Below are 19,080 nucleotides of genomic sequence, written 5' to 3'. Positions count from 1 at the left end.
ACATTATGTTGATTTTATATTTTCCCTTTTCAAGAAACTGAAAAACTTATGTCGATTGATTCTTATTAATGACATTGAGGCCTCCGGTGGCTTCAATGACAGTCCCTGTCACAAGGTCTGAGTTCTCTTCACACAAGAAAGCGATAATCCGGGCGATATCCTCGCCTGTGCCCGATCTTCCTATCGGCGTTTTTTCTTTGCCAATTCGCTTTCTGGCTTCCTCTATTGATGCTTCCTTCATACCGCCCACAATATCTCCCGGGCAAACCATGTTGGCGGTTATGCCGAATTCGGCTTCTTCAATGGCAATGGTCTTCGTCAAAGAAGCCAAACCCACTTTCGCAGCGCCAAATGCCGATCGGTGAAGCCAGCCTGGCGCGTGCGCCGCACCTTGAAATCCGTACGTGATGATGCGTCCGAACTGCTGTTGTCTCATGGTCGGAATAACCGCTTTGAATAAATGAAAGACGGCGCTTAAATTCCCTTCCAACATACCGTACCATTCATTATCAGTATAATCGGCTAACTTTTTACGTTCAAATATGTATGGTCCCGCGTTGTTAATCAAAAAGTCGATCCTTCCGAAGCGGTTTAAGGCAGCCTCTGCAATACGGAGCAGATCTTCTTTTTTGGTGACATCACCTTTTACAAATTGCAGCCGGTCAAGACAATCAGGACAGGCTTCCTTCAGGCGGCTGACAGCCTCCTCATCCCGCCTGTAATTGACTGTTACTGAATACCCCTTTGCAAGCAACATCTCAGTCACTTTTCGGCCTAAACCCTTCGAACCGGCAGTAATTAAAGCATGTCGCACATGAATACCTCCCAAAGCAACGTCGCCGCTTTCAATAAAGTGTTTCTTCTTCTACTTTACTATAAAAGGCCTTCAATATCACTTTTTACACTTTGACATACAAAAAAAGCTGCCTGTACAGACAGCTTATTCCTCAGAAGATGAAGGCTCTTGATCAAACATATCCACATAACCGCTTTGATATGCTTCTGAAATAAGCCTTGTTGTCTCCTGACTTTCTTGATCATCATAAATATAGCGTTCCGGTTCTTTTTTCATCATCCTGCCTCCCATCATTATAGAAATAGGTTGGCTATAATGACGGGATTTTATGAAGGAAATTTTAACAAACGCCTGCTGCCACGCAAGCTTTCGCTTTTCCAAGCGCCTGCTCTACCTGTTTGAACCCGGTGCCTCCGGCGCTCATTCTTTTTTCTACTGCGTGGTAGGGGTCTAACACAGTGTAAATATCTTCTTCAAAGAGCGGGCTCGCCTGCTGAAAATCGCCAAACGGCATATTGCTTAAATAGATCCCTTTTTCGATGCATGTGTACACAAGTTTCCCGACCACTTCATGCGCCTCTCTGAACGGCATTCCTTTTTTCGCTAAATAATCGGCCAGTTCTGTCGCATTTGAAAAGTCTTGTTTTGTCGCTTGCTTCATATTCTCTTTGTTTACAGTCATTGTTTCGATCATGCCTGTGAAGATTTGCAGGCTCCCCTCGACCGTTTTCACCGTGTCAAACATGCCTTCTTTGTCTTCCTGTAGGTCTTTGTTGTAAGCGAGCGGAAGGCCTTTCATGATCGTAAACAGCCCCATCATATCGCCGTATACGCGTCCCGTTTTGCCGCGGATCAGCTCTGCCATATCAGGGTTTTTCTTTTGCGGCATCATGCTGCTTCCCGTTGCGTACGTATCGTCAAGCTCGATGAATTTAAACTCCTGAGAGCACCAGAGAATGATCTCTTCAGAGAAACGGGATAGGTGCATCATCAGCGTACTGCTGTTGCTTAAAAACTCCAAAATGAAATCTCTGTCGCTGACGCCGTCCAGGCTGTTTTCATAGATGGAATCAAAACCGAGCAGTTCTGCTGAATAGTCACGGTCGATCGGGAAGGTTGTTCCCGCGAGCGCTCCGCAGCCAAGCGGAGATTTGTTAATCCGCTTCATTGAATCCTGAAAGCGCTCCTTGTCGCGCTCCAGCATCCAGAAATACGCAAGCAAATGGTGAGCGAATGAAATCGGCTGGGCGCGCTGCAAATGTGTGTAGCCCGGCAGAATCGTTTCGACATTCGCTTCCGCCTTTTCGATCAGCGCGTTTTGGAACGCCTCAATCAGCTCAATGATGTGATCGACATGATTTTTCAAATATAAATGCATATCAGTCGCCACCTGATCATTCCGGCTTCTTCCGGTATGCAGCTTGCCTCCGAGAGGGCCGATTTCGTCAATAAGCATTTTCTCAATGTTCAAATGAATGTCCTCATAATCGACTGAGAATTGCAATGCCCCCTCCTCTGCTTTTTGCAGAAGGGTATTTAGTCCCTCACGGATTTTCAGCTCTTCTTCCGCTGTAAGGATTCCGCATTTTTTCAGCATGGCAGCATGTGCGAGAGACCCTGTAATGTCTTCAGTCACTAAATTTTGGTCAAATGATATGGACGCGCCGAACTCGTCGACCCATTTTTCCGGTGTTTTTTGGAATCGGCCTCCCCAAAGCTTCTTCATGCTTTCATCTGCTCCTTCTTTTTCACGATGCTGTTCACTTTTGTCGGAAGTCCCCAAAGCTCGATAAACCCGATTGCCGCATGGTGATCAAACGCATCGTCTTTTGTATATGTTGCAAGTTTTTCATCATATAGAGAGTATTCTGATTTGCGTCCTTCTACAATCGCATGGCCTTTAAACAGCTTGATGCGAACAATGCCTGTGACATGCTGTTGCGTTTCTTTTAAGAAAGCGTGCAGCGCGTCTTTTAACGGAGAAAACCATAAGCCGTTGTAAATGATTTCTGACATTTTTTGCTCGATGATCGGTTTAAAGTGGGCTACCTCTTTTACAAGCGTCAAATCTTCCAATTCTTTATGCGCTTTGATCAGTGTCATTGCACCTGGGCATTCGTATACTTCACGGGATTTAATGCCGACAAGGCGGTTTTCCACGTGGTCGATACGTCCGACACCGTGAGCGCCTGCCATTTCATTCAGCTTCAAAATCAGTTCAGAAAGCGAGTAGGCTACGCCGTCAATGGATACAGGCACGCCTTGCTCAAACGCAATTTCAATCACTTCCGGCGTGTCCGGCGTTTTTTCCAGCGGAGCTGTTAGATCGTATGCACCTTCAGGCGGAGCCGCCCATGGATCTTCTAAAATGCCGCACTCGTTTGCGCGTCCCCATAGGTTTTGGTCGATAGAATACGGGCTGTCAAGATTGATCGGAATCGGAATGCCGCGGCTTGCCGCATATTCAATTTCTTCTTCACGTGACCATTGCCATTCCCGAACCGGCGCGATGACTTCAAGATCAGGATTTAATGATTTAATAGAGACCTCGAAACGAACCTGGTCATTCCCTTTCCCTGTACATCCGTGCGCAATCGCCTGTGCATCTTCTTTTTCAGCGATTTCAACCAGTTTTTTCGCAATCAGCGGTCGAGATAATGCGGAAACGAGCGGATATTTTCCTTCATACATCGTATGAGCCTGCAAAGAGATAAGCGCGTAGTCCTGTGCGAATTCTTCTTTTGCATCGATCACGTAGGAGTTTGTCGCGCCTACTTCCAGCGCTTTCTGCTGAACAAATGCCAAATCCTTGCCTTCACCGACGTCCAGGCAGCAGGCGATCACATTATACCCTTGCTCCTGAAGCCATTTTATTGCAACGGAGGTATCAAGGCCTCCTGAGTATGCTAATACAACTTTTTTCTGTTCTGACATGATAAAAATCTCCTCTCAGCCATGTTTCTTTTTTGTATAAAAATAAATTATATTTAATAAAAATACATTTTGTATGTATACACTTTAACAAGTACTTTTCGTTTTTTCAAGCCTTTTATTAAAAAAACTTCACCTGAATTTCCAGGTGAAGTTTCTTAGTATTTATTCATTTACTTGTCTTTTCTGATTTCTCTGACGACATGTGCAAGTTCGGGAATAATCAGCTTCTTCATTGCCAGCTTTACCGCGCCGCTTGAGCCTGGCGTTGAGAAAACAGCTGTATGCTGGATAACGCCGGCAGTCGCTCTCGACATGATTGCGGCCGAGCCGATATCCTCTGTATAACTCAGCATTCTGAATATTTCTCCAAAGCCGGGCAGTTCTTTTGAAAACAGCGGCGAAATGGCTTCAATGGTGACGTCCCGATCTGCTATGCCCGTCCCTCCGTTTAAGAGTACCGCGTCTGTCTGTTCATCCATGCAACCGGCAAGGACAGCCCGCTGCAAAGCATCCTTTTCATCTTTTACAATTTCATAGGCGGCAATGTGATGACCGGCTTCTTCTAAAAATGAGATCATCAGCTTGCCGCTTTTATCCGTTTCTTCCGTCCTCGTGTCACTGACTGTGATCACTTTGCACCGAACGATATCGGGCGCTTCTTGTTTATGCTCTTGAACGCTCATCAGCTCACCTCTTTTATTTTTTCTGTCATTATCATGCATGAACAAAAAAGCACATTCAAGTGAATGTGCTCTTTAAAAACGATTTATTTTGCTAAACGGGTAACGTCGCGCGCAATCATGACTTCTTCATCAGTCGGAATGATCATGACTTTTACTGGAGAATGCGGATAGCTGATGAAAGCTTCCTCGCCGCGTACGTTATTAAGCGCAGTATCCCAGTAAACGCCCATGAATTCTAAGCCGCGAAGAACGCGCTCTCTGACTTCCACACTGTTTTCACCGATACCGGCAGTAAAGATGATCGCATCGACACCGCTCATTCTTGCAGCGTAAGAACCGATGTATTTGTGGATTCTGCTCGCGAAGACTTCAAGGGCCGTTTCCGCACGCTCATTTCCTTCTTTCGTTGCTTCAACGATGTCACGAAGATCGCTTGAGAAACCGGAGATGCCGAGCAGTCCGCTTTTTTTGTTTAATGTATTCAGTACTTCGTCAGCTGTCTGGCCTGTTTTCTCCATGATGTATGGGATCAGGGCAGGGTCGATGTTTCCAGAGCGTGTACCCATTGCCACACCGGCAAGCGGCGTAAAGCCCATAGATGTATCAATTGATTTTCCGCCTTCAACAGCAGCAATACTAGCGCCGTTTCCAAGGTGGCAGGAAATCAGGCGTAAGTCTTTTAACGGACGGCCAAGAAGCTCTGCTGCACGCTCAGTCACATATTTATGTGAAGTGCCGTGGAAGCCGTATTTACGGATGCCGAATTTTTCATAGTATTCATAAGGCAGGCTGTACAGGTAAGACTGTTCAGGCATAGTTTGGTGGAATGCCGTATCAAAAACAGCAACCGCAGGAACATTTGGAAGCACTTCTTTGAACGCTTTAATTCCAACGATATTCGCCGGGTTGTGAAGCGGTGCCAATTCAGAAATATCTTCAATTTCCTGAATGGTTTCATCACTTAATAAGACAGAATCGCTGAATTTTTCTCCGCCGTGCACGACACGGTGGCCGATTCCGTCAATTTCATTCAAATCTTTAATAATGCCGAATTCCGTTAGCTTATTCAGCAGCATTTTAACCGCTACCGCATGATCCGGAATATCAGTTACTTCTGTATTTTTCTCGCCGTTTACAGATATCGTAAATACGCTGTCGGCGATACCAATTCGTTCAACTAAACCCTTCGTTAAAACCGTTTCTGAAGGCATTTCGAAAAGCTGAAATTTCAAAGACGAGCTTCCTGCGTTAATTGCAATAATTTTGGACATGATTGACGCTCCTTTATACTCTGTATCAACAACTTCTTTTTCGTACTTTTTTCCCGGTGAATATCATCTTCTTCTCCGAAAAATATCTGACTTTTCCATTTAAACATTGTCATGTCGGCATTTCAAGTCAACTTGTATATTGATAACGCTTACAGTGAGAAGTCGTTATTTTCAGACATATCACCTATAGGTTTTGAATTGACAAACGCTTACATATTGCGGTTTTCCCTTTTATATTTTGTGTTTCAAAACTTGATTCAATTCGCCTGTCCGGTCATCAAGTGCCACAATAAAAACAGCTTAGGCATCCATCGTATGACGGCCGCCTAAGCTGCTATTCGACATCTATTTTTCTTTTCCAACCCACGCATCTATTTGAGCCATCATATCAAGCATCGCCTTCTGATTGGTGAAAGACGGAAGATTCGCAAGCAGAATTTGCCCCGGCGTTTTCGTCCCCTCTCCTTTTTTCTGGAGCACAAGGATGCTTTTGGCATGAGCCTCTTCTTTAAAAATAGACTTTGGCAGCTGCAAAAGGGCGTTGATATGAACCTTTTCTTTAAAAAACTGTTTCAGCTTGTCGCTTTGGGAGCTCTCAAACAAATGATTCGGGATCATAAAAAATAAATAGCCGCCCGGTTTGGTATGTTTGAGGCTCTGTTCTATAAACAGATGATGTGCGAAGGAATGACCTTCGTCCGCTTTGAGCTCAAACGCTTCTGCTCCTTCGTCATTCGGATAATAGCCGACCGGCAGATCGCATATGACCGTGTCAACAGGATCGATAAACAGCGGCTCAAGGCTGTCCTGATGGAACAGCTCAAGCTCTTTTTTCAAAAGGTTCGCTTGGGCATACGCGATCTTCAGCAGTACGTCATCAATTTCAATGCCAAAGCTATTCGCCGTTTTTTCAGACAGCTGGTTCAGCACGGTGAACAGAAGGTTTCCCGTTCCGACAGCCGGATCAAGGACCGTAAGTTCCTTTTGGCCCGCCATAAACTTATTCACCAAATAACTGATGAAAAGCCCAATTGTGTCCGGCGTCATCTGTCTGTTCGGATGAGAGATATCTTTCAGGCCTTTCAGGACAGACAGCTGAAAAGCTTTGCGCACCCACTCGTGCTCATATGTGCCGAATTCCGCTTTTTCAAGCAGAGCCTGAAGCTGTTCGGTTTTCTCATCAGACAGTTTCAGCTGATTCGTTTTTTCAAGAAAATACATTTCTCCCGCTTCAGCCAGCGCCTCTATATATGAAATTTGCAATTCATTCTTTATGATGATCGCGGCTTCGTCTAACAGCTCGTACACCGCGCCCACATGGTCTTTTTGCATATGTGTTCCTCCTTGCCATAAAAAAAGCTCCGGCGGCAGCCTGGAGCTTCTTCCCTGCTTACTTCACTAATGCCTTAGCAGCCTCGATTGGCTCTTCATAGTTCGGGTGGTTTGTTGCTTCACTTACATATTCTGCGTAAACGACTTTTCCATTCTCATCAAGGACAAATACGGAACGCGCAAGCAGACGAAGTTCTTTAATATACACACCGAACGCTTCGCCAAATGACATGTCTCTGTGGTCAGACAGCGTTTCTACTTTGTCAATTCCGTTAGCGCCGCACCAGCGAGCTTGTGCAAATGGAAGGTCTGCACTGATTGTGTAGACGTTGACATCTCCAAGCTTTGCTGCTTCTTCGTTAAAACGGCGTGTTTGCGCATCACAAACACCTGTGTCAATTGAAGGGATAACAGAAATAATCGTTACCTTTCCTTTCATATCAGCTAACGATTTTTCTTCAAGGCTGTTAGTCAGCACTGTGAAATCAGGAGCTTGATCCCCTACTTTCACTTCTTGTCCGACAAGTGTAACCGGACCGCCTTTAAATGTAATTTCAGCCATTATAATTCCTCCCTTTTGTATGTATGTCTCTATCATAGTAAAGTTTCCTGCAAACTGCAAAGTTTATGCCAAAAAAAAGTTAACTGCGGCGGCCGCAGTTAACCCTTATTTAATAATTCATATTGTTCATATTATTCATTTGATTTTGGTTTTGGTTTTGGCCTTGACCTTGGTTCTTGTTGTTTTTCTTAAACATTTGCTGGATGCGCTCTAGTGTTTGAGGAGCTGCGTCTAAAATTTTCTCGATCAAATGAGTGTTTTCATCTAAATGAAGCATTCTGATGCCGGTCGATCCGACAATTAAAAACGCGATCGGTGTAATGGACACACCGCCTCCGCTTCCGCCTCCGAAAGGGAGTTTTTGTTCTCTTGTCTCATCGTCTCCGGATTTCTTTTCTGCCGGCTTACCGCCAAACTCACTTCCGCCTGCAGCGAATCCGAATCCAACTTTAGAGACCGTTAAAATCACGCTTCCATCCGGCGTCTCCACCGGGTCTCCGATGATGGTGTTAACATCAATCATTTCCTTCAAGTTTTCCATTGCGGTTTTCATTAAACCTTGAATGGGATGGTCTGCCATATACGCTTCCTCCTTAAACTGATGAATCATTCTTTGAAGTCATTCGAGACGACGGATTCTTCTTTAATGCGGATAACTCCCGTCCGTATTTGACGAATTTGAAAGCTGCAAGCATAGCATGTCCAAAGCGAAAAAAGAATATACACTGAAAATGAGTCTTGGAGACAGGGACTTGAAACGACGGAATCACTTCATAGACGGGTTTCTCCACAAAATCCAGATGCTCATACAGCATCGCAGCGATACCGCCTTTCACACCCCATACAGCACCTGTTAACACGCCTGTTACTGCTGCGTCATGAATTCCCACGATTGTAACCCATTCGAGTTTTGTGATATGTAAATGCGCCAGAAAAGTCGCGTTGATTTTCCGTAAATTTTTGACCTGGTGCAGAAGCATTTCGATTTTATGGATACTTTGCTGCACATCATCAAATGTGATTTTTTGCTTGCCGCTGCTTTCTTTCACTTTGGATTTTGATTTTTGTTTGATGTCAACTGTTCCGTCAGCTTTGTTCACCTTAATGGCCGGGATTGATTTTTTGACCCGGATCAGGCCAAACAGCGTCGTAATCTTCAAGGTCAGTTTGTCGTTATCCTCGGCATGAAGATACTCGACCGCAACATGTACTTTCATTCTGAGAAGCAGCACGATACCTATAAGAATAAGAATGGCTGTCAGCACATATATCATATTCTTCACTTCCTCTAGGAGCATTATCGCCAATCCAGAAAAAAATAAACCCGGACGAGGTCCGGGTTTATCGGTTATTTGCGATATAGTTTTTCATGCACCACAGTCGTGTCCGCGATGTAGTCATGAATCCCCTGTTTTGTAGGTGAAAAAGCAACGACGATATATAAAATCCAAATCTTATCAATATACCTTCCGACTACTTCACGAAAAATCACTGTACTCCATGTCAGCTTATGGTCCGGTTTCACAGAAACCACTTTGAGGCCGAACACCATTTTTCCAAGCGTCTGCCTGAAGAACTTTGTCAGCAGGGCAAAATAGGCAAGAAACACTACAAGCGTAGTCACACTGTAAGCCGAGAAGGTAAACATGCCGGATGTTTTCGGCAGATCCAATACGGTAAAGAGGGGAGAAACAAGTAAATGGTTTAATCCCCATACAACGAGCCAATCAAGCAGGAAAGCCCAGAAACGAACCCAAAAGCCCGCATAAGCATGTGTCAGCTGCTCCGCTTCTTGCGGGCCTTTGATGTCATTGCGCTCAAACTCTTCATATGTCACATCCATTATTGATCCCTCCTACTTCGCATAGAGATACATCATTCTCGGCGAACCGGATTGTGAAAGAATTTCTCTCATATTAAGAAAATCGATTTCACTCTTAAACATTTTGTTGGCGCCCATGGAAAACAGCGAGCCTAATCCTAAGCTTTCCTCGTAAGAAATGACAGAGGCGTTTTTTAAATCCTTATGATCCTTTTTCATCGCTGAAATGGTATCGTCATAAAAACCAAGTTCATCAACGAGCTTCAGTTTTTTCGCCTGCCGTCCGTCATACACACGTCCGTCCGCAATTTTCTTTACCTCCGCTTTCGACATGCCGCGGCCTTCAGAAATGACATCAACAAATCCTTCATATGAATTATCAACCATAGATTGCATAATGTTCTTTTCTTCTTTCGTCATCTCACGGGAAGGAGACATAATATCCTTATGGGCCCCGCTCTTAATCGTTTCAAAAGAAATTCCGAGCTTATCAGCAAGCTTTGAATAATTAACACTTTCCATAATGACGCCGAGTGACCCAGTTAAGGTTTCCGGGGTCGCAAAAATCTTATCAGCCGCCGTCGAGATGTAATAGCCGCCAGATGCTGCCATCGATCCCATTGACACGTAAATCGGTTTTTTTGTTTCTTTCTTGATCTCTTCCAGCTTCTTATGTATTTCAGCACTTTCATATACTCCGCCGCCCGGAGAATTCACTTTCAGAACGATGCCTTTAACTGTCTTGTCATCTTTTGCACGCTCAAGGTTTTTTAAGAACGTTCTGTGGTTATATCCGCCTGATCCCAGCAGACTGCTTGAATCCCCATTATCCTGAATGGTGCCGCTGACCTCCAATACGGCAATTTTACTTGAGAGACTGCCGTTTTCCAGCGTCTTTTCCTGCGATTCATCCGTCAGTGATGAGAGATCCGTTTGAGCGCTTTTGACGCTTTCAAAGAAACTCATTGAGATACTGACGATGATGGAAACGCCGAAAATCCCCAGGGCAATCACTAATGCGATCCATCTTTTTGCATTCATTTTTTTCTCCTCCTTTTTCCCAAACTCTCTCATAATACGATTCAATATCAAAAATGTTTCAATTAATGAGAAAGCTCTGGCTTAACGGGCTGCCGCCAAACGTGGTACACTTATGGCCAAAGGTATTTTATCACAAATACTAAATGACAGAAAAACTTAAATATGACAGCTAAAGGGGAAATGGGATATGACCGATCAACGCCGTAATGTTTATTTTTTTCACAAACAGGACCAGAAAACAAACGAACAAGCCAGCACGTTAACACAATTGGCTGAAGAACATGGATTTACGGTTGTGAATCAGCCCTCAGACGCCAATATTATCGCAAGCATTGGCGGAGACGGCACATTTTTGCAAGCAGTCAGAAAAACGAATTTCCGTGACGATTGCTTGTACGTCGGCATTACCAAAAAGGGGAAAGCTCATTTATATTGCGACTTTCATAGTGATGATCAAGGGAAAATGGTCGATGCAATGACGTTTGAACAAATAGAAGTCAGAAAATATCCGCTGATTGAAGTGACAGTGGATAACGCCAGCCCTTTTCACTGCTTAAACGAGGTTTCCATCCGTTCAAGCATTATTAAAACCTTTGTGATGGACGTGCTGATTGATGATCTGCACTTTGAAACGTTTAGAGGAGACGGAATGATCATCTCAACCCCGACAGGCAGCACCGCATATAACAAGTCTGTCGCAGGAGCAGTTGTTGACCCGCTGCTTCCATGCATACAGGTATCTGAGCTTGCATCCCTTAACAATAACACCTATCGAACACTCGGCTCGCCATTTGTCCTCAGCTCTGACCGAAAGCTGACCCTTCGTGTAATGCAAGACGGCAATGAGCACCCGATCATCGGTTTGGACAATGAAGCACTCAGTACAAGAAACGTGAAAACAATCGAAATCAAACTGTCTGACAAAAAAATCAAAACAGTCAAACTAAAGGACAATTCATTTTGGGAGAAAGTGAAGCGTACTTTTTTATAGAAAATGAAAAGGACAGGCTGCCCGCCTGTCCTTTTATGACTTCTCATATACAATCTGGCCGTTGATCACGGTTTTTTTAATGTCCAAAAGATGAAGCTGTGCAGGGTCAATTGCAAATGGATCATCGCTGAGAACCGTAAAATCCGCGTCATAGCCCTCGGCAATTTTTCCGCGTGAATTGTCTTTATAAATGATCCCGGCGCTTCCTTCTGTATAGAGCTCAATCGCTTCATACACCGTCAAACATTCGTTTTCATTATAGCTTGGCCCGTTCTGTTCATGGGTGCTTTTTCGGAGCACCGCGGACTGGATGCCAAGAAGCGGGTCAGCAGGCTCAATCGGGGCGTCTGAGCCGCCCGCGCATAAAATGCCTTTGGACATCAGCGTTTTCCATGCAAAGGCAGTTTTCACCCTGCCTTTTCCGAGACGGTCAATGACCCAAGGAAAATCACTGGTGACGAAATGAGGCTGAATATCAATTGCGATCGGCATGCGTGCCGCTTTTTCAATTAATTCGTCATTGAGCACTTGAGCATGAATCAGCCGATCATGCCGGCCGCTTCGGGGCGGATGCTTTTCAATTGCGTTCAGCACTTTTTCAAACGCAAGATCGCCGATCGCATGAACGGCAACCTCCATGCCTTTTTCTCTCGCTTTTCGAATAAGCCGGCCAAGGGTTTCATCATCATGAACCTGAACACCATTAGTGGATGGATCGTCGTGATATGGTTCTTTCAATAAAGCCGTTCTCCCGCCAAGCGCCCCGTCAGCAAATATTTTCATGGCACCGAATTCCACATACGGGCCCGACGGCTTCTCCAGCTGCTCCCATCGATCGACCGCTTCATGATGAACGAGCAAATGACAGCGAAACGGATACTTTCCGCTAGCGGCAGTTTTCTCATAAGCTTTCATCGGCACCGAAACATCACCATAATAGGACAAGTCTTCCGAATGTCCGCCCGTCAGGCCTTTTGTCCAGCAATCCTCTATCGCAGCTGTGAGCGCCTCATCAACATAGTGCTGGGAGACTGGCGGGACAGCCTTCAGAATCAGATTCTGCGCCTTATCAAACAGAAGCCCGGTCGGCTCTCCATTTTCATCTTTTACAATGACTCCGCCGTCAGGGTCAGGGGTGTTTCTTGAAATCCCTGCCGCTTGAAGAGCCGCAGAATTAACAGTTATCGCATGCCGGCATACCCGCTTAAGCAAGACGGGCCTGTCCGGAAATAAACGATCAAGATCATGCTTGGTCAAATAGTCCGGTGTCTCAAATTGATTTTCATTCCAGCCTTCTCCAACGAGCCAATCGCCTTCAGGATACTGACGCTCTCTTTCCTTGACAGCCTGTAAAACAGCTTCTTTCGACGTCAGCGCAGACAGATCGAGCTGAAGCTGTTTCTCGCCGTGGCCGATCAAGTGTAAATGGCTGTCGACAAATCCGGGAAACATCACTGCCCCGTTCAGGCTGATTTCTTCTGTGTCCGGGGACCCGTATTTTTTCTTCAGGCGCTCATAGCTGCCGGTGCCTTTTATGACACCATCCTCAACATAAACCGCCTCTGTCCGATCGCCTTCTTCGAGCATCGTATAAATGAAACCGCCGTGCCATATCGCCTTCACTTCACGTCCACTCTCTTTCTTTACGCCTTTTTATTAGCTTTGAGCTGTTCTTCACGTTTTCTTAATTCCACTCGTCTGATTTTTGCAGAAGCCGTTTTCGGCAGGCTTTCCACAAATTCAATTTCTCTAGGATATTTGTACGGAGCGGTAATGGTCTTCACATGATTTTGCAGGACTTTGACAAGCTCATCACTGCGTTTTTCGTGATTCTGCAGGACAACATATGCCTTAACGATGGAACCTCTGATTTCATCAGGGCTTGCGACAACAGCACATTCTTTTACTTCGGGGTGCTTAACGAGCGCGTCTTCCACTTCAAAGGGCCCGATCGTGTAGCCGGAGCTGATAATGATATCGTCGTTTCGGCTTTCAAACCAGAAATAACCTTCCTCATCTTTTTTGGCTCTGTCTCCTGTTAGGAAATAATCGCCGCGTATTTGTGTTTTCATTCTTTCCGGATCTTTGTAATATTCTTTAAAGAGCGCCGGTGTGCTGAGGTGAACAGCGATATCGCCAACCTCACCAGATTTGCAGATTTCACCGTCTTCATTAATGATTTCTACTTGATTTCCCGGTGTCGGTTTTCCCATGCTTCCCGGTTTAATATCCATACCTTTCAAGACACCGACTAAAAGCGTGCTTTCTGTTTGGCCATATCCATCCCGCACCTTAATGCCGAAGTGCTTTTGGAAAACATCAATGACTTCACGATTGAGCGGTTCGCCTGCGGAAACGGCGCTGTGCAGGGCAGAAAGATCATAGCGGTCCAAGCCTTCAACCTTCGCCATTAAGCGGTATTCCGTCGGCGTACAGCAGAAGACATTGATTTTGTAGCGGCTTAAAAGTTCTAGATATGTTTCTGCTTTGAATCTGCCGTGGTACACAAAACCCGTTGCTCCGCTTCCAAGCACCGCTAAAAACGGGCTCCACACCCACTTTTGCCAGCCAGGGGCAGCAGTCGCCCAGACGATATCCTTTTCAGAAATATCAAGCCAAGCGCCGGCAGATGTTTTTAAATGAGCAAATGCCCAACCGTGTGTATGTACAACACCTTTAGGCTGACCTGTTGTTCCGGATGTGTAAGATAAGAAAGCCATATCTTCTCTTGTTGTGTCAGCTGTTTGGAATTGGCTTCCGTCCGCTTCAATCGATAAGAGATTTTTCCAGCCGGCATCGTTTTCGCCAATAGACAGCTTAATCAATTTGTCAGCGGTACTGACATCACGGAAAGCGCCGATAAATGCAGAATAGACGATGGCGCCTTTAACTTCTGCATGTTCAATCCGGTATTCAAGATCCTTCGCACGAAGCATTTCTGAGCATGGAATGACAACCATTCCTGATTTCAGGATAGCCAAATAAACAGCATAGGCTTCAAGCACCCGCGGAACCATTACAATCAGCTTGTCTCCCTTGTTAAATCCAAGGTCAGCCAAAGCCGCTCCGATTTTATTTGTTTCTTCCATCAGCTTTTCATAAGACCAAGATTCTTGCTTGCCCGACTCATCCTCCCACAAAAGGGCGGTTTTTTGTCCAGCGGCACTGAACTTTTCCATTTCATTCACTAAATTATATTGCATAGGGGCAATTAAATCTTCTCGTTTTAACACGAACAACTCCTCACTTTCTCCACCCATTATACATAAATACAAGCTCTTCCCGTAAGGATTTGCCTAAAAACCAGCTCGATAAACATATGTTTTTATAGGTCGCTGGTCCTTTTATATATATAAAAACGAAAAAGAGTGGGGTTTTCCCCCACTCCTAAGCCATTATGTGAAATTGTAAATTAGAATTGTCCTCCGCCCATGTTTTGTTGAGCAAAAGAAACAAGACGTTTTGTGATCTCTCCTCCAACAGAACCGTTAGCGCGAGAAGTTGTGTCTGCTCCAAGGTTTACACCGAATTCAGAAGCGATTTCTAATTTCATTTGGTCGATGGCTTGAGCAGCTCCTGGTACTAGGAGTTGGTTACTGCTGTTACCGTTTTGACTGTTTTGTGCCATGTGTCTCACCTCCTTGTGAGTATAGAATGTGTTAAAACACATGGCTTCATACAGAAAAACTTTGGTAATTACAGACAGGAGCTGCAGCTGGTTAAAAGAGTTCCGCGAATTTATCGTTTGCTTCTTGTTCGCTATACAGCGTCATTGTCTCAATGTTTTCAACCGCTTCTTGGATATACGGCTCAAAATCAACAAAGCTTTCATAGTGTTCAATTTTTTCTTTTTTAGGACGTGTTTTCGGGCTTGGCGGCGTAAAGATCGTGCAGCAGTCTTCAAACGGCTGAATGCTTGTCTCATATGTGCCGATTTCCCGTGATTTTTCGATGATGTCTGTTTTATCCATGCCGATCAACGGACGCAAAATCGGTGTTGATGTCACCGCGTTTATCGCATACATGCTTTCAAGCGTTTGGCTCGCTACCTGACCGAGGCTTTCTCCTGTAATGATGGCAAGTCCGTTTCTCTTTTCTCGGATTCTGTCGGCAATTTGAAGCATGAGGCGGCGGGTTGCCGTCATTGTGTAGTTCTCAGGAATTTGTTTTTGGATGAGCTCTTGCGTTTTTGTAAACGGAACGATATGAAGCGTCATGCTTCCTCCAAAGCGGGACAGGCATTTTGCCAGATCCATTACCTTTTGTTTTGCGCGCTCGCTTGTGTATGGCGGGCTGAAGAAATGAACAGCTTCTACCGACAGTCCCCGTTTCATCGCATAAAAACCCGCCACAGGACTGTCAAAACCGCCGGAAAGCATCAGCATTGCTTTGCCTGCTGAACCGACTGGCAGGCCGCCTGCACCTTTTTCATCGCGAATCGTCAAAAAGGTCGCTTCCTCTCTGATCTCGATTCTGAGCGGGATGTCAGGGTTGCGGACATCGACCGTCAATCCTTCTGTATTTCTCAAAATGTGGCCGCCGATTTCAGCGTTCATTTGGTTTGTATCTAACTCAAATTGTTTATACGCTCTCTTCGTCGCGACTTTAAACGTATCACCAGGCTGATACTGATCCTTAATAGCATGGAGAGCAGTTGCCTTAATATCATCAAGGCGGCTGTCACACTTAATCGCCAGGCTGAAGCTTTGAATGCCAAACACCTGCTTTAAAAGAGGAAAAAGAGCCTCCGGATCTTCTCCATTTAATGTAATCGTCATGCGGTCACGATTGGAAAAGTATTTTAAGTTCGGATAGTCTTTCAAAACGAGTCTGACGTTTTGCTTTAAGCGCTCAATAAAGCTTTTTCTGTTTTTGCCTTTGGTTGATATTTCCCCAAAACGAATTAATATATGATCGTAATTCATGTTCTACCTCATCATTTTCTTTAATTTTTTGATGCCGGGACGAAGCGCGTTCATAAACGGTTCTGCCACATCGCTTGTCTGGCTGTAGTTTAAGCTGATTCTGATGCTGCTTCCGGCAATTTGCTCTCCCTTGCCCATCTGTAAGAGAACTTTGCTGGGCTTATGTTCTTTTGCTGAGCAGGCCGATGTTGTTGAGACGAATATATCCTGTTCCTCGAGCATGTGTAAAAGCACCTCTGCTTTAATCCCAGGAACCGAGAAATTAATAATGTGCGGCGCACTATCTATTTGCGGCGTGTTGACAACGACGCCTTCAGTTTCACTCAGCTTTTTCATCAACCATTCTTTTGCGGCAGCCATCGTGTCAAGCCGCGTTTCAAAATCGGCAGCCGCAAGATTAATGGCTTTGGCAAGCGAAACCGCACCCGCAATATGTTCCGTCCCGGCCCGAATGCCTTTTTGCTGAGAGCCACCCGTTATCAACGGAATAAGGCGTGTCCCTTCTTTTACGATAAGCGCGCCTGTCCCCTTCAGGCCGTGAAATTTATGCCCGGAAATCGAACAAAGATCAATGCCGGCCTTTTCAATAGCCAAAGGCACTTTATAGATGCCCTGCACATAATCGACGTGGAACAAAATGTTCGGGTGCTCTTTCAGCACTTCCCCCGCCTTTTCAATCGGCTGCACGGAACCGACTTCATTGTTCACATGCATCATGCTGACAAGCACGGTATCCGGGCGGATGGCTTGTTTCAGTTCTTCAATTGAAACAAATCCGTCTTCATTCACCGAAAGATAAGTGACGTCAAACCCGAATAACTCTGTCAGCTGTTCTAACGATTCCCCCACAGACGGATGCTCGATAGAAGTGGCAATGATATGTTTGCCTGCTTTTATTTTTGACAAAGCGGCTCCTTTTAAAGCCAAATTATTAGCTTCTGTAGCGCCTGACGCAAATACAATATCATAATTCTTTAGACCTAAGGCCCTTTTTATCTGATGTTTAGCTGCCTGAAGCAGCTGTTCCGTTTCAGCTCCATACCGGTGCAAAGATGAAGGATTTCCAAAATATCGTCTGCTTGTTTGTTCATATGTATTCAAGACTTCATCGTAAGGTTTAGTCGTTGAACTATTGTCTAAATATAACATCTTTTTACTCCTTTAATATGAAAGCGATACAAAACTAATTTTATATGTTACCATAACAAATTAGTGCTGAAAAAGTAAATAAAATTACTATTGACTTCTTCATACATTCACCTATAATTAAATTTGTTACTTTCGTCATATTATCTGACAATTAATTGACAGAATATTCTACCATAGTGAAATTAGGAGGATTTATACGTTATGAAATCAACACTATCAGCCAAGGAAACGATCGCCATCGGGCTTATGCTCTTCGCTTTGTTCTTTGGCGCAGGAAATATGATATTTCCGCCGGAACTTGGACAAGCGGCCGGCGAAAATGTTTGGAAAGCGATGGCAGGATTTCTCGTGACGGGTGTCGGCCTGCCGCTTTTAGGTGTTGTCGCTGTTGCATTAACAGGTACGGATGCCAAAGGCCTTGCTGATAAAGCACATCCGGTCTTTGGAACTATTTTTACAGTTGTTCTTTATTTAACAATTGGACCGCTTTTTGCGATTCCGCGAACAGGCACTGTTTCTTATGAAATTGCGGCTGTGCCTTTTGTAGACGGCATGCCGTCATGGCTCACACTTCTTCTGTTTACGCTCATTTTCTTTGCTATTACGTACTACCTAGCTTTAAACCCTACAAAGCTTGTTGACCGGATCGGAAAGGTATTAACACCTATTTTACTTGCTGTTATCGCTATTTTAGTCATCAAAAGCATCGTGACGCCGATGGGGGACATTCAGTCACCGCATGAAGCGTATGTTTCCGGATCATTGTTTAAAGGATTTTTAGAAGGCTATAAAACAATGGATGCACTTGCTTCTATCGTGTTCGGAATTGTCGTTGTTAATGCCGTTAAGGACAGAGGCATCACCAATCGTAAATCAGTTGCTTCCGTATGTATTAAAGCGGGACTTGTTGCAGCAGCAGGACTCGGTCTTGTTTACGTTTCACTCGCATATTTAGGGGCAACAAGCACAGAATCTATCGGTCTGCTTGGTGCGGGAAGCAAAATTTTATCAGCATCATCGCAGCACCTGTTCGGGTCTTTGGGAAATATCATTTTAGGTGTCGCTATCCTATTCGCGTGCTTGACAACAAGCATCGGCCTTGTCTCTTCATGCGGAAATTATTTCTCAAAGCTGATTCCTTCTTTATCTTATAAAACAGTTGTATCAATTGTCACTGTGTTCAGCTTTATTATTTCTAACTTTGGGCTGTCAAATATCATTTTATTCTCAGTTCCTATTTTATCAGCTATTTATCCATTAGCAATTGTTATCATTTTGCTTTCGTTTATTGAAAAATTATTTAAAGGCAGACGTGAAGTATATACTCTTTGTTTAATCGCCACTGGTATTTTCAGTATTATCGACGGCCTGAATGCCGCAAGCATTCCGCTTGGTTCTTTAAATAAAGTTCTCAGCAATACGCTGCCGCTTTACAGCTTAGGATTCGGCTGGGTCATCCCTGCTATCATTGGAGGCATTGCCGGTTATCTCATTTCTCTTATCAGTTCGAATAAAAAACCAGCTGATATCAACTAGTGAAAACGAAAAGCCTTTTTGGATCTAAATCCAAAAAG

General features: G+C 44.6%; 19 protein-coding genes. 2 read left to right on the top strand and 17 right to left on the bottom strand.

All coding sequences use genetic code 11. The annotated features are described in order from the left end of the window. Window positions 1–46: 46 nt before the first annotated feature. From JMN17_RS00465 to sppA, 12 genes are all read right to left on the bottom strand, one after another. Window positions 47–814, bottom strand: coding sequence for an SDR family oxidoreductase (locus tag JMN17_RS00465; protein WP_087992435.1), 768 nt, complete (start codon window positions 812–814; stop codon window positions 47–49). A 126-nt stretch (window positions 815–940) separates the two neighbouring features. After that, complete coding sequence (locus JMN17_RS21875; protein ID WP_277986962.1) at window positions 941–1,072, bottom strand: hypothetical protein; 132 nt, start codon at window positions 1,070–1,072, stop codon at window positions 941–943. Window positions 1,073–1,136: 64 nt separating this feature from the next. After that, the gene (gene argH / locus JMN17_RS00460; RefSeq protein WP_087992437.1) at window positions 1,137–2,522 is read right to left on the bottom strand and encodes an argininosuccinate lyase; all 1,386 of its coding nucleotides are present in this window, start codon (window positions 2,520–2,522) and stop codon (window positions 1,137–1,139) included. Then, window positions 2,519–3,730 (bottom strand): argininosuccinate synthase, encoded by a 1,212-nt coding sequence (locus tag JMN17_RS00455; protein ID WP_087992438.1) that lies wholly within the window; start codon window positions 3,728–3,730, stop codon window positions 2,519–2,521. The genes argH and JMN17_RS00455 overlap by 4 nt, the downstream gene beginning before the upstream one ends. A 170-nt stretch (window positions 3,731–3,900) precedes the next feature. Further along, window positions 3,901–4,413: a MogA/MoaB family molybdenum cofactor biosynthesis protein gene (locus JMN17_RS00450; RefSeq protein ID WP_087992439.1), complete on the bottom strand. Its 513-nt coding sequence runs from the start codon at window positions 4,411–4,413 to the stop codon at window positions 3,901–3,903. 83 nt (window positions 4,414–4,496) lie between these two features. Next, complete coding sequence (locus tag JMN17_RS00445) at window positions 4,497–5,684, bottom strand: acetate kinase (protein WP_087992440.1); 1,188 nt, start codon at window positions 5,682–5,684, stop codon at window positions 4,497–4,499. 345 nt (window positions 5,685–6,029) lie between these two features. Continuing rightward, window positions 6,030–7,016 carry a class I SAM-dependent methyltransferase gene (locus JMN17_RS00440; protein WP_087992441.1) on the bottom strand — a complete coding sequence of 329 codons (987 nt, stop codon included), beginning with the start codon at window positions 7,014–7,016 and terminating at the stop codon, window positions 6,030–6,032. Between the two features lie 58 nt (window positions 7,017–7,074). Continuing rightward, a complete protein-coding gene (tpx, locus tag JMN17_RS00435) occupies window positions 7,075–7,578 on the bottom strand; it encodes a thiol peroxidase (RefSeq protein ID WP_087992442.1) in 504 nt (167 codons plus the stop codon). 109 nt (window positions 7,579–7,687) lie between these two features. After that, a complete protein-coding gene (gene ytfJ, locus JMN17_RS00430; RefSeq protein ID WP_202326930.1) occupies window positions 7,688–8,158 on the bottom strand; it encodes a GerW family sporulation protein in 471 nt (156 codons plus the stop codon). A gap of 13 nt (window positions 8,159–8,171) precedes the next feature. Further along, complete coding sequence (locus JMN17_RS00425; protein WP_087992444.1) at window positions 8,172–8,852, bottom strand: DUF2953 domain-containing protein; 681 nt, start codon at window positions 8,850–8,852, stop codon at window positions 8,172–8,174. 74 nt (window positions 8,853–8,926) lie between these two features. Continuing rightward, complete coding sequence (locus JMN17_RS00420) at window positions 8,927–9,421, bottom strand: RDD family protein (protein WP_087992445.1); 495 nt, start codon at window positions 9,419–9,421, stop codon at window positions 8,927–8,929. 12 nt (window positions 9,422–9,433) lie between these two features. Beyond that, entirely contained in the window at window positions 9,434–10,441 is a 1,008-nt protein-coding gene (gene sppA, locus JMN17_RS00415) for a signal peptide peptidase SppA (protein WP_087992446.1), read from the bottom strand. A gap of 187 nt (window positions 10,442–10,628) precedes the next feature. Here sppA and JMN17_RS00410 point away from each other — a divergent pair, with 187 nt between their 5' ends. Next, complete coding sequence (locus JMN17_RS00410) at window positions 10,629–11,432, top strand: NAD kinase (RefSeq protein ID WP_087992447.1); 804 nt, start codon at window positions 10,629–10,631, stop codon at window positions 11,430–11,432. A 33-nt stretch (window positions 11,433–11,465) separates the two neighbouring features. Here the strand turns inward: JMN17_RS00410 and JMN17_RS00405 are convergent, their stop codons facing one another. From JMN17_RS00405 to JMN17_RS00385, 5 genes are all read right to left on the bottom strand, one after another. After that, window positions 11,466–13,055, bottom strand: a complete 1,590-nt coding sequence (locus JMN17_RS00405; RefSeq protein WP_202326919.1) for an amidohydrolase — start codon at window positions 13,053–13,055, stop codon at window positions 11,466–11,468. A gap of 20 nt (window positions 13,056–13,075) precedes the next feature. Then, window positions 13,076–14,665 (bottom strand): acyl-CoA synthetase MbcS, encoded by a 1,590-nt coding sequence (gene mbcS / locus JMN17_RS00400; RefSeq protein ID WP_202326918.1) that lies wholly within the window; start codon window positions 14,663–14,665, stop codon window positions 13,076–13,078. Window positions 14,666–14,844: 179 nt separating this feature from the next. Further along, window positions 14,845–15,060 (bottom strand): alpha/beta-type small acid-soluble spore protein, encoded by a 216-nt coding sequence (locus JMN17_RS00395; protein WP_010329658.1) that lies wholly within the window; start codon window positions 15,058–15,060, stop codon window positions 14,845–14,847. A 91-nt stretch (window positions 15,061–15,151) separates the two neighbouring features. Then, window positions 15,152–16,357, bottom strand: coding sequence for a tRNA uracil 4-sulfurtransferase ThiI (gene thiI / locus JMN17_RS00390; RefSeq protein WP_202326916.1), 1,206 nt, complete (start codon window positions 16,355–16,357; stop codon window positions 15,152–15,154). A gap of 3 nt (window positions 16,358–16,360) precedes the next feature. Further along, window positions 16,361–17,506 (bottom strand): cysteine desulfurase family protein, encoded by a 1,146-nt coding sequence (locus JMN17_RS00385; RefSeq protein ID WP_202326914.1) that lies wholly within the window; start codon window positions 17,504–17,506, stop codon window positions 16,361–16,363. Between the two features lie 201 nt (window positions 17,507–17,707). Here JMN17_RS00385 and brnQ point away from each other — a divergent pair, with 201 nt between their 5' ends. Then, window positions 17,708–19,042 carry a branched-chain amino acid transport system II carrier protein gene (gene brnQ / locus JMN17_RS00380; protein ID WP_087992452.1) on the top strand — a complete coding sequence of 445 codons (1,335 nt, stop codon included), beginning with the start codon at window positions 17,708–17,710 and terminating at the stop codon, window positions 19,040–19,042. The last annotated feature ends 38 nt before the right edge of the window (window positions 19,043–19,080 follow it).

The organism is Bacillus sp. RHFS10, assembly GCF_016757475.1.
GTDB classification, from domain to species: Bacteria; Bacillota; Bacilli; order Bacillales; family Bacillaceae; genus Bacillus; species Bacillus subtilis_G.
Note: the sequence above shows the minus strand (reverse complement) of the source record. Positions and strands in the feature narration are given on the sequence as shown.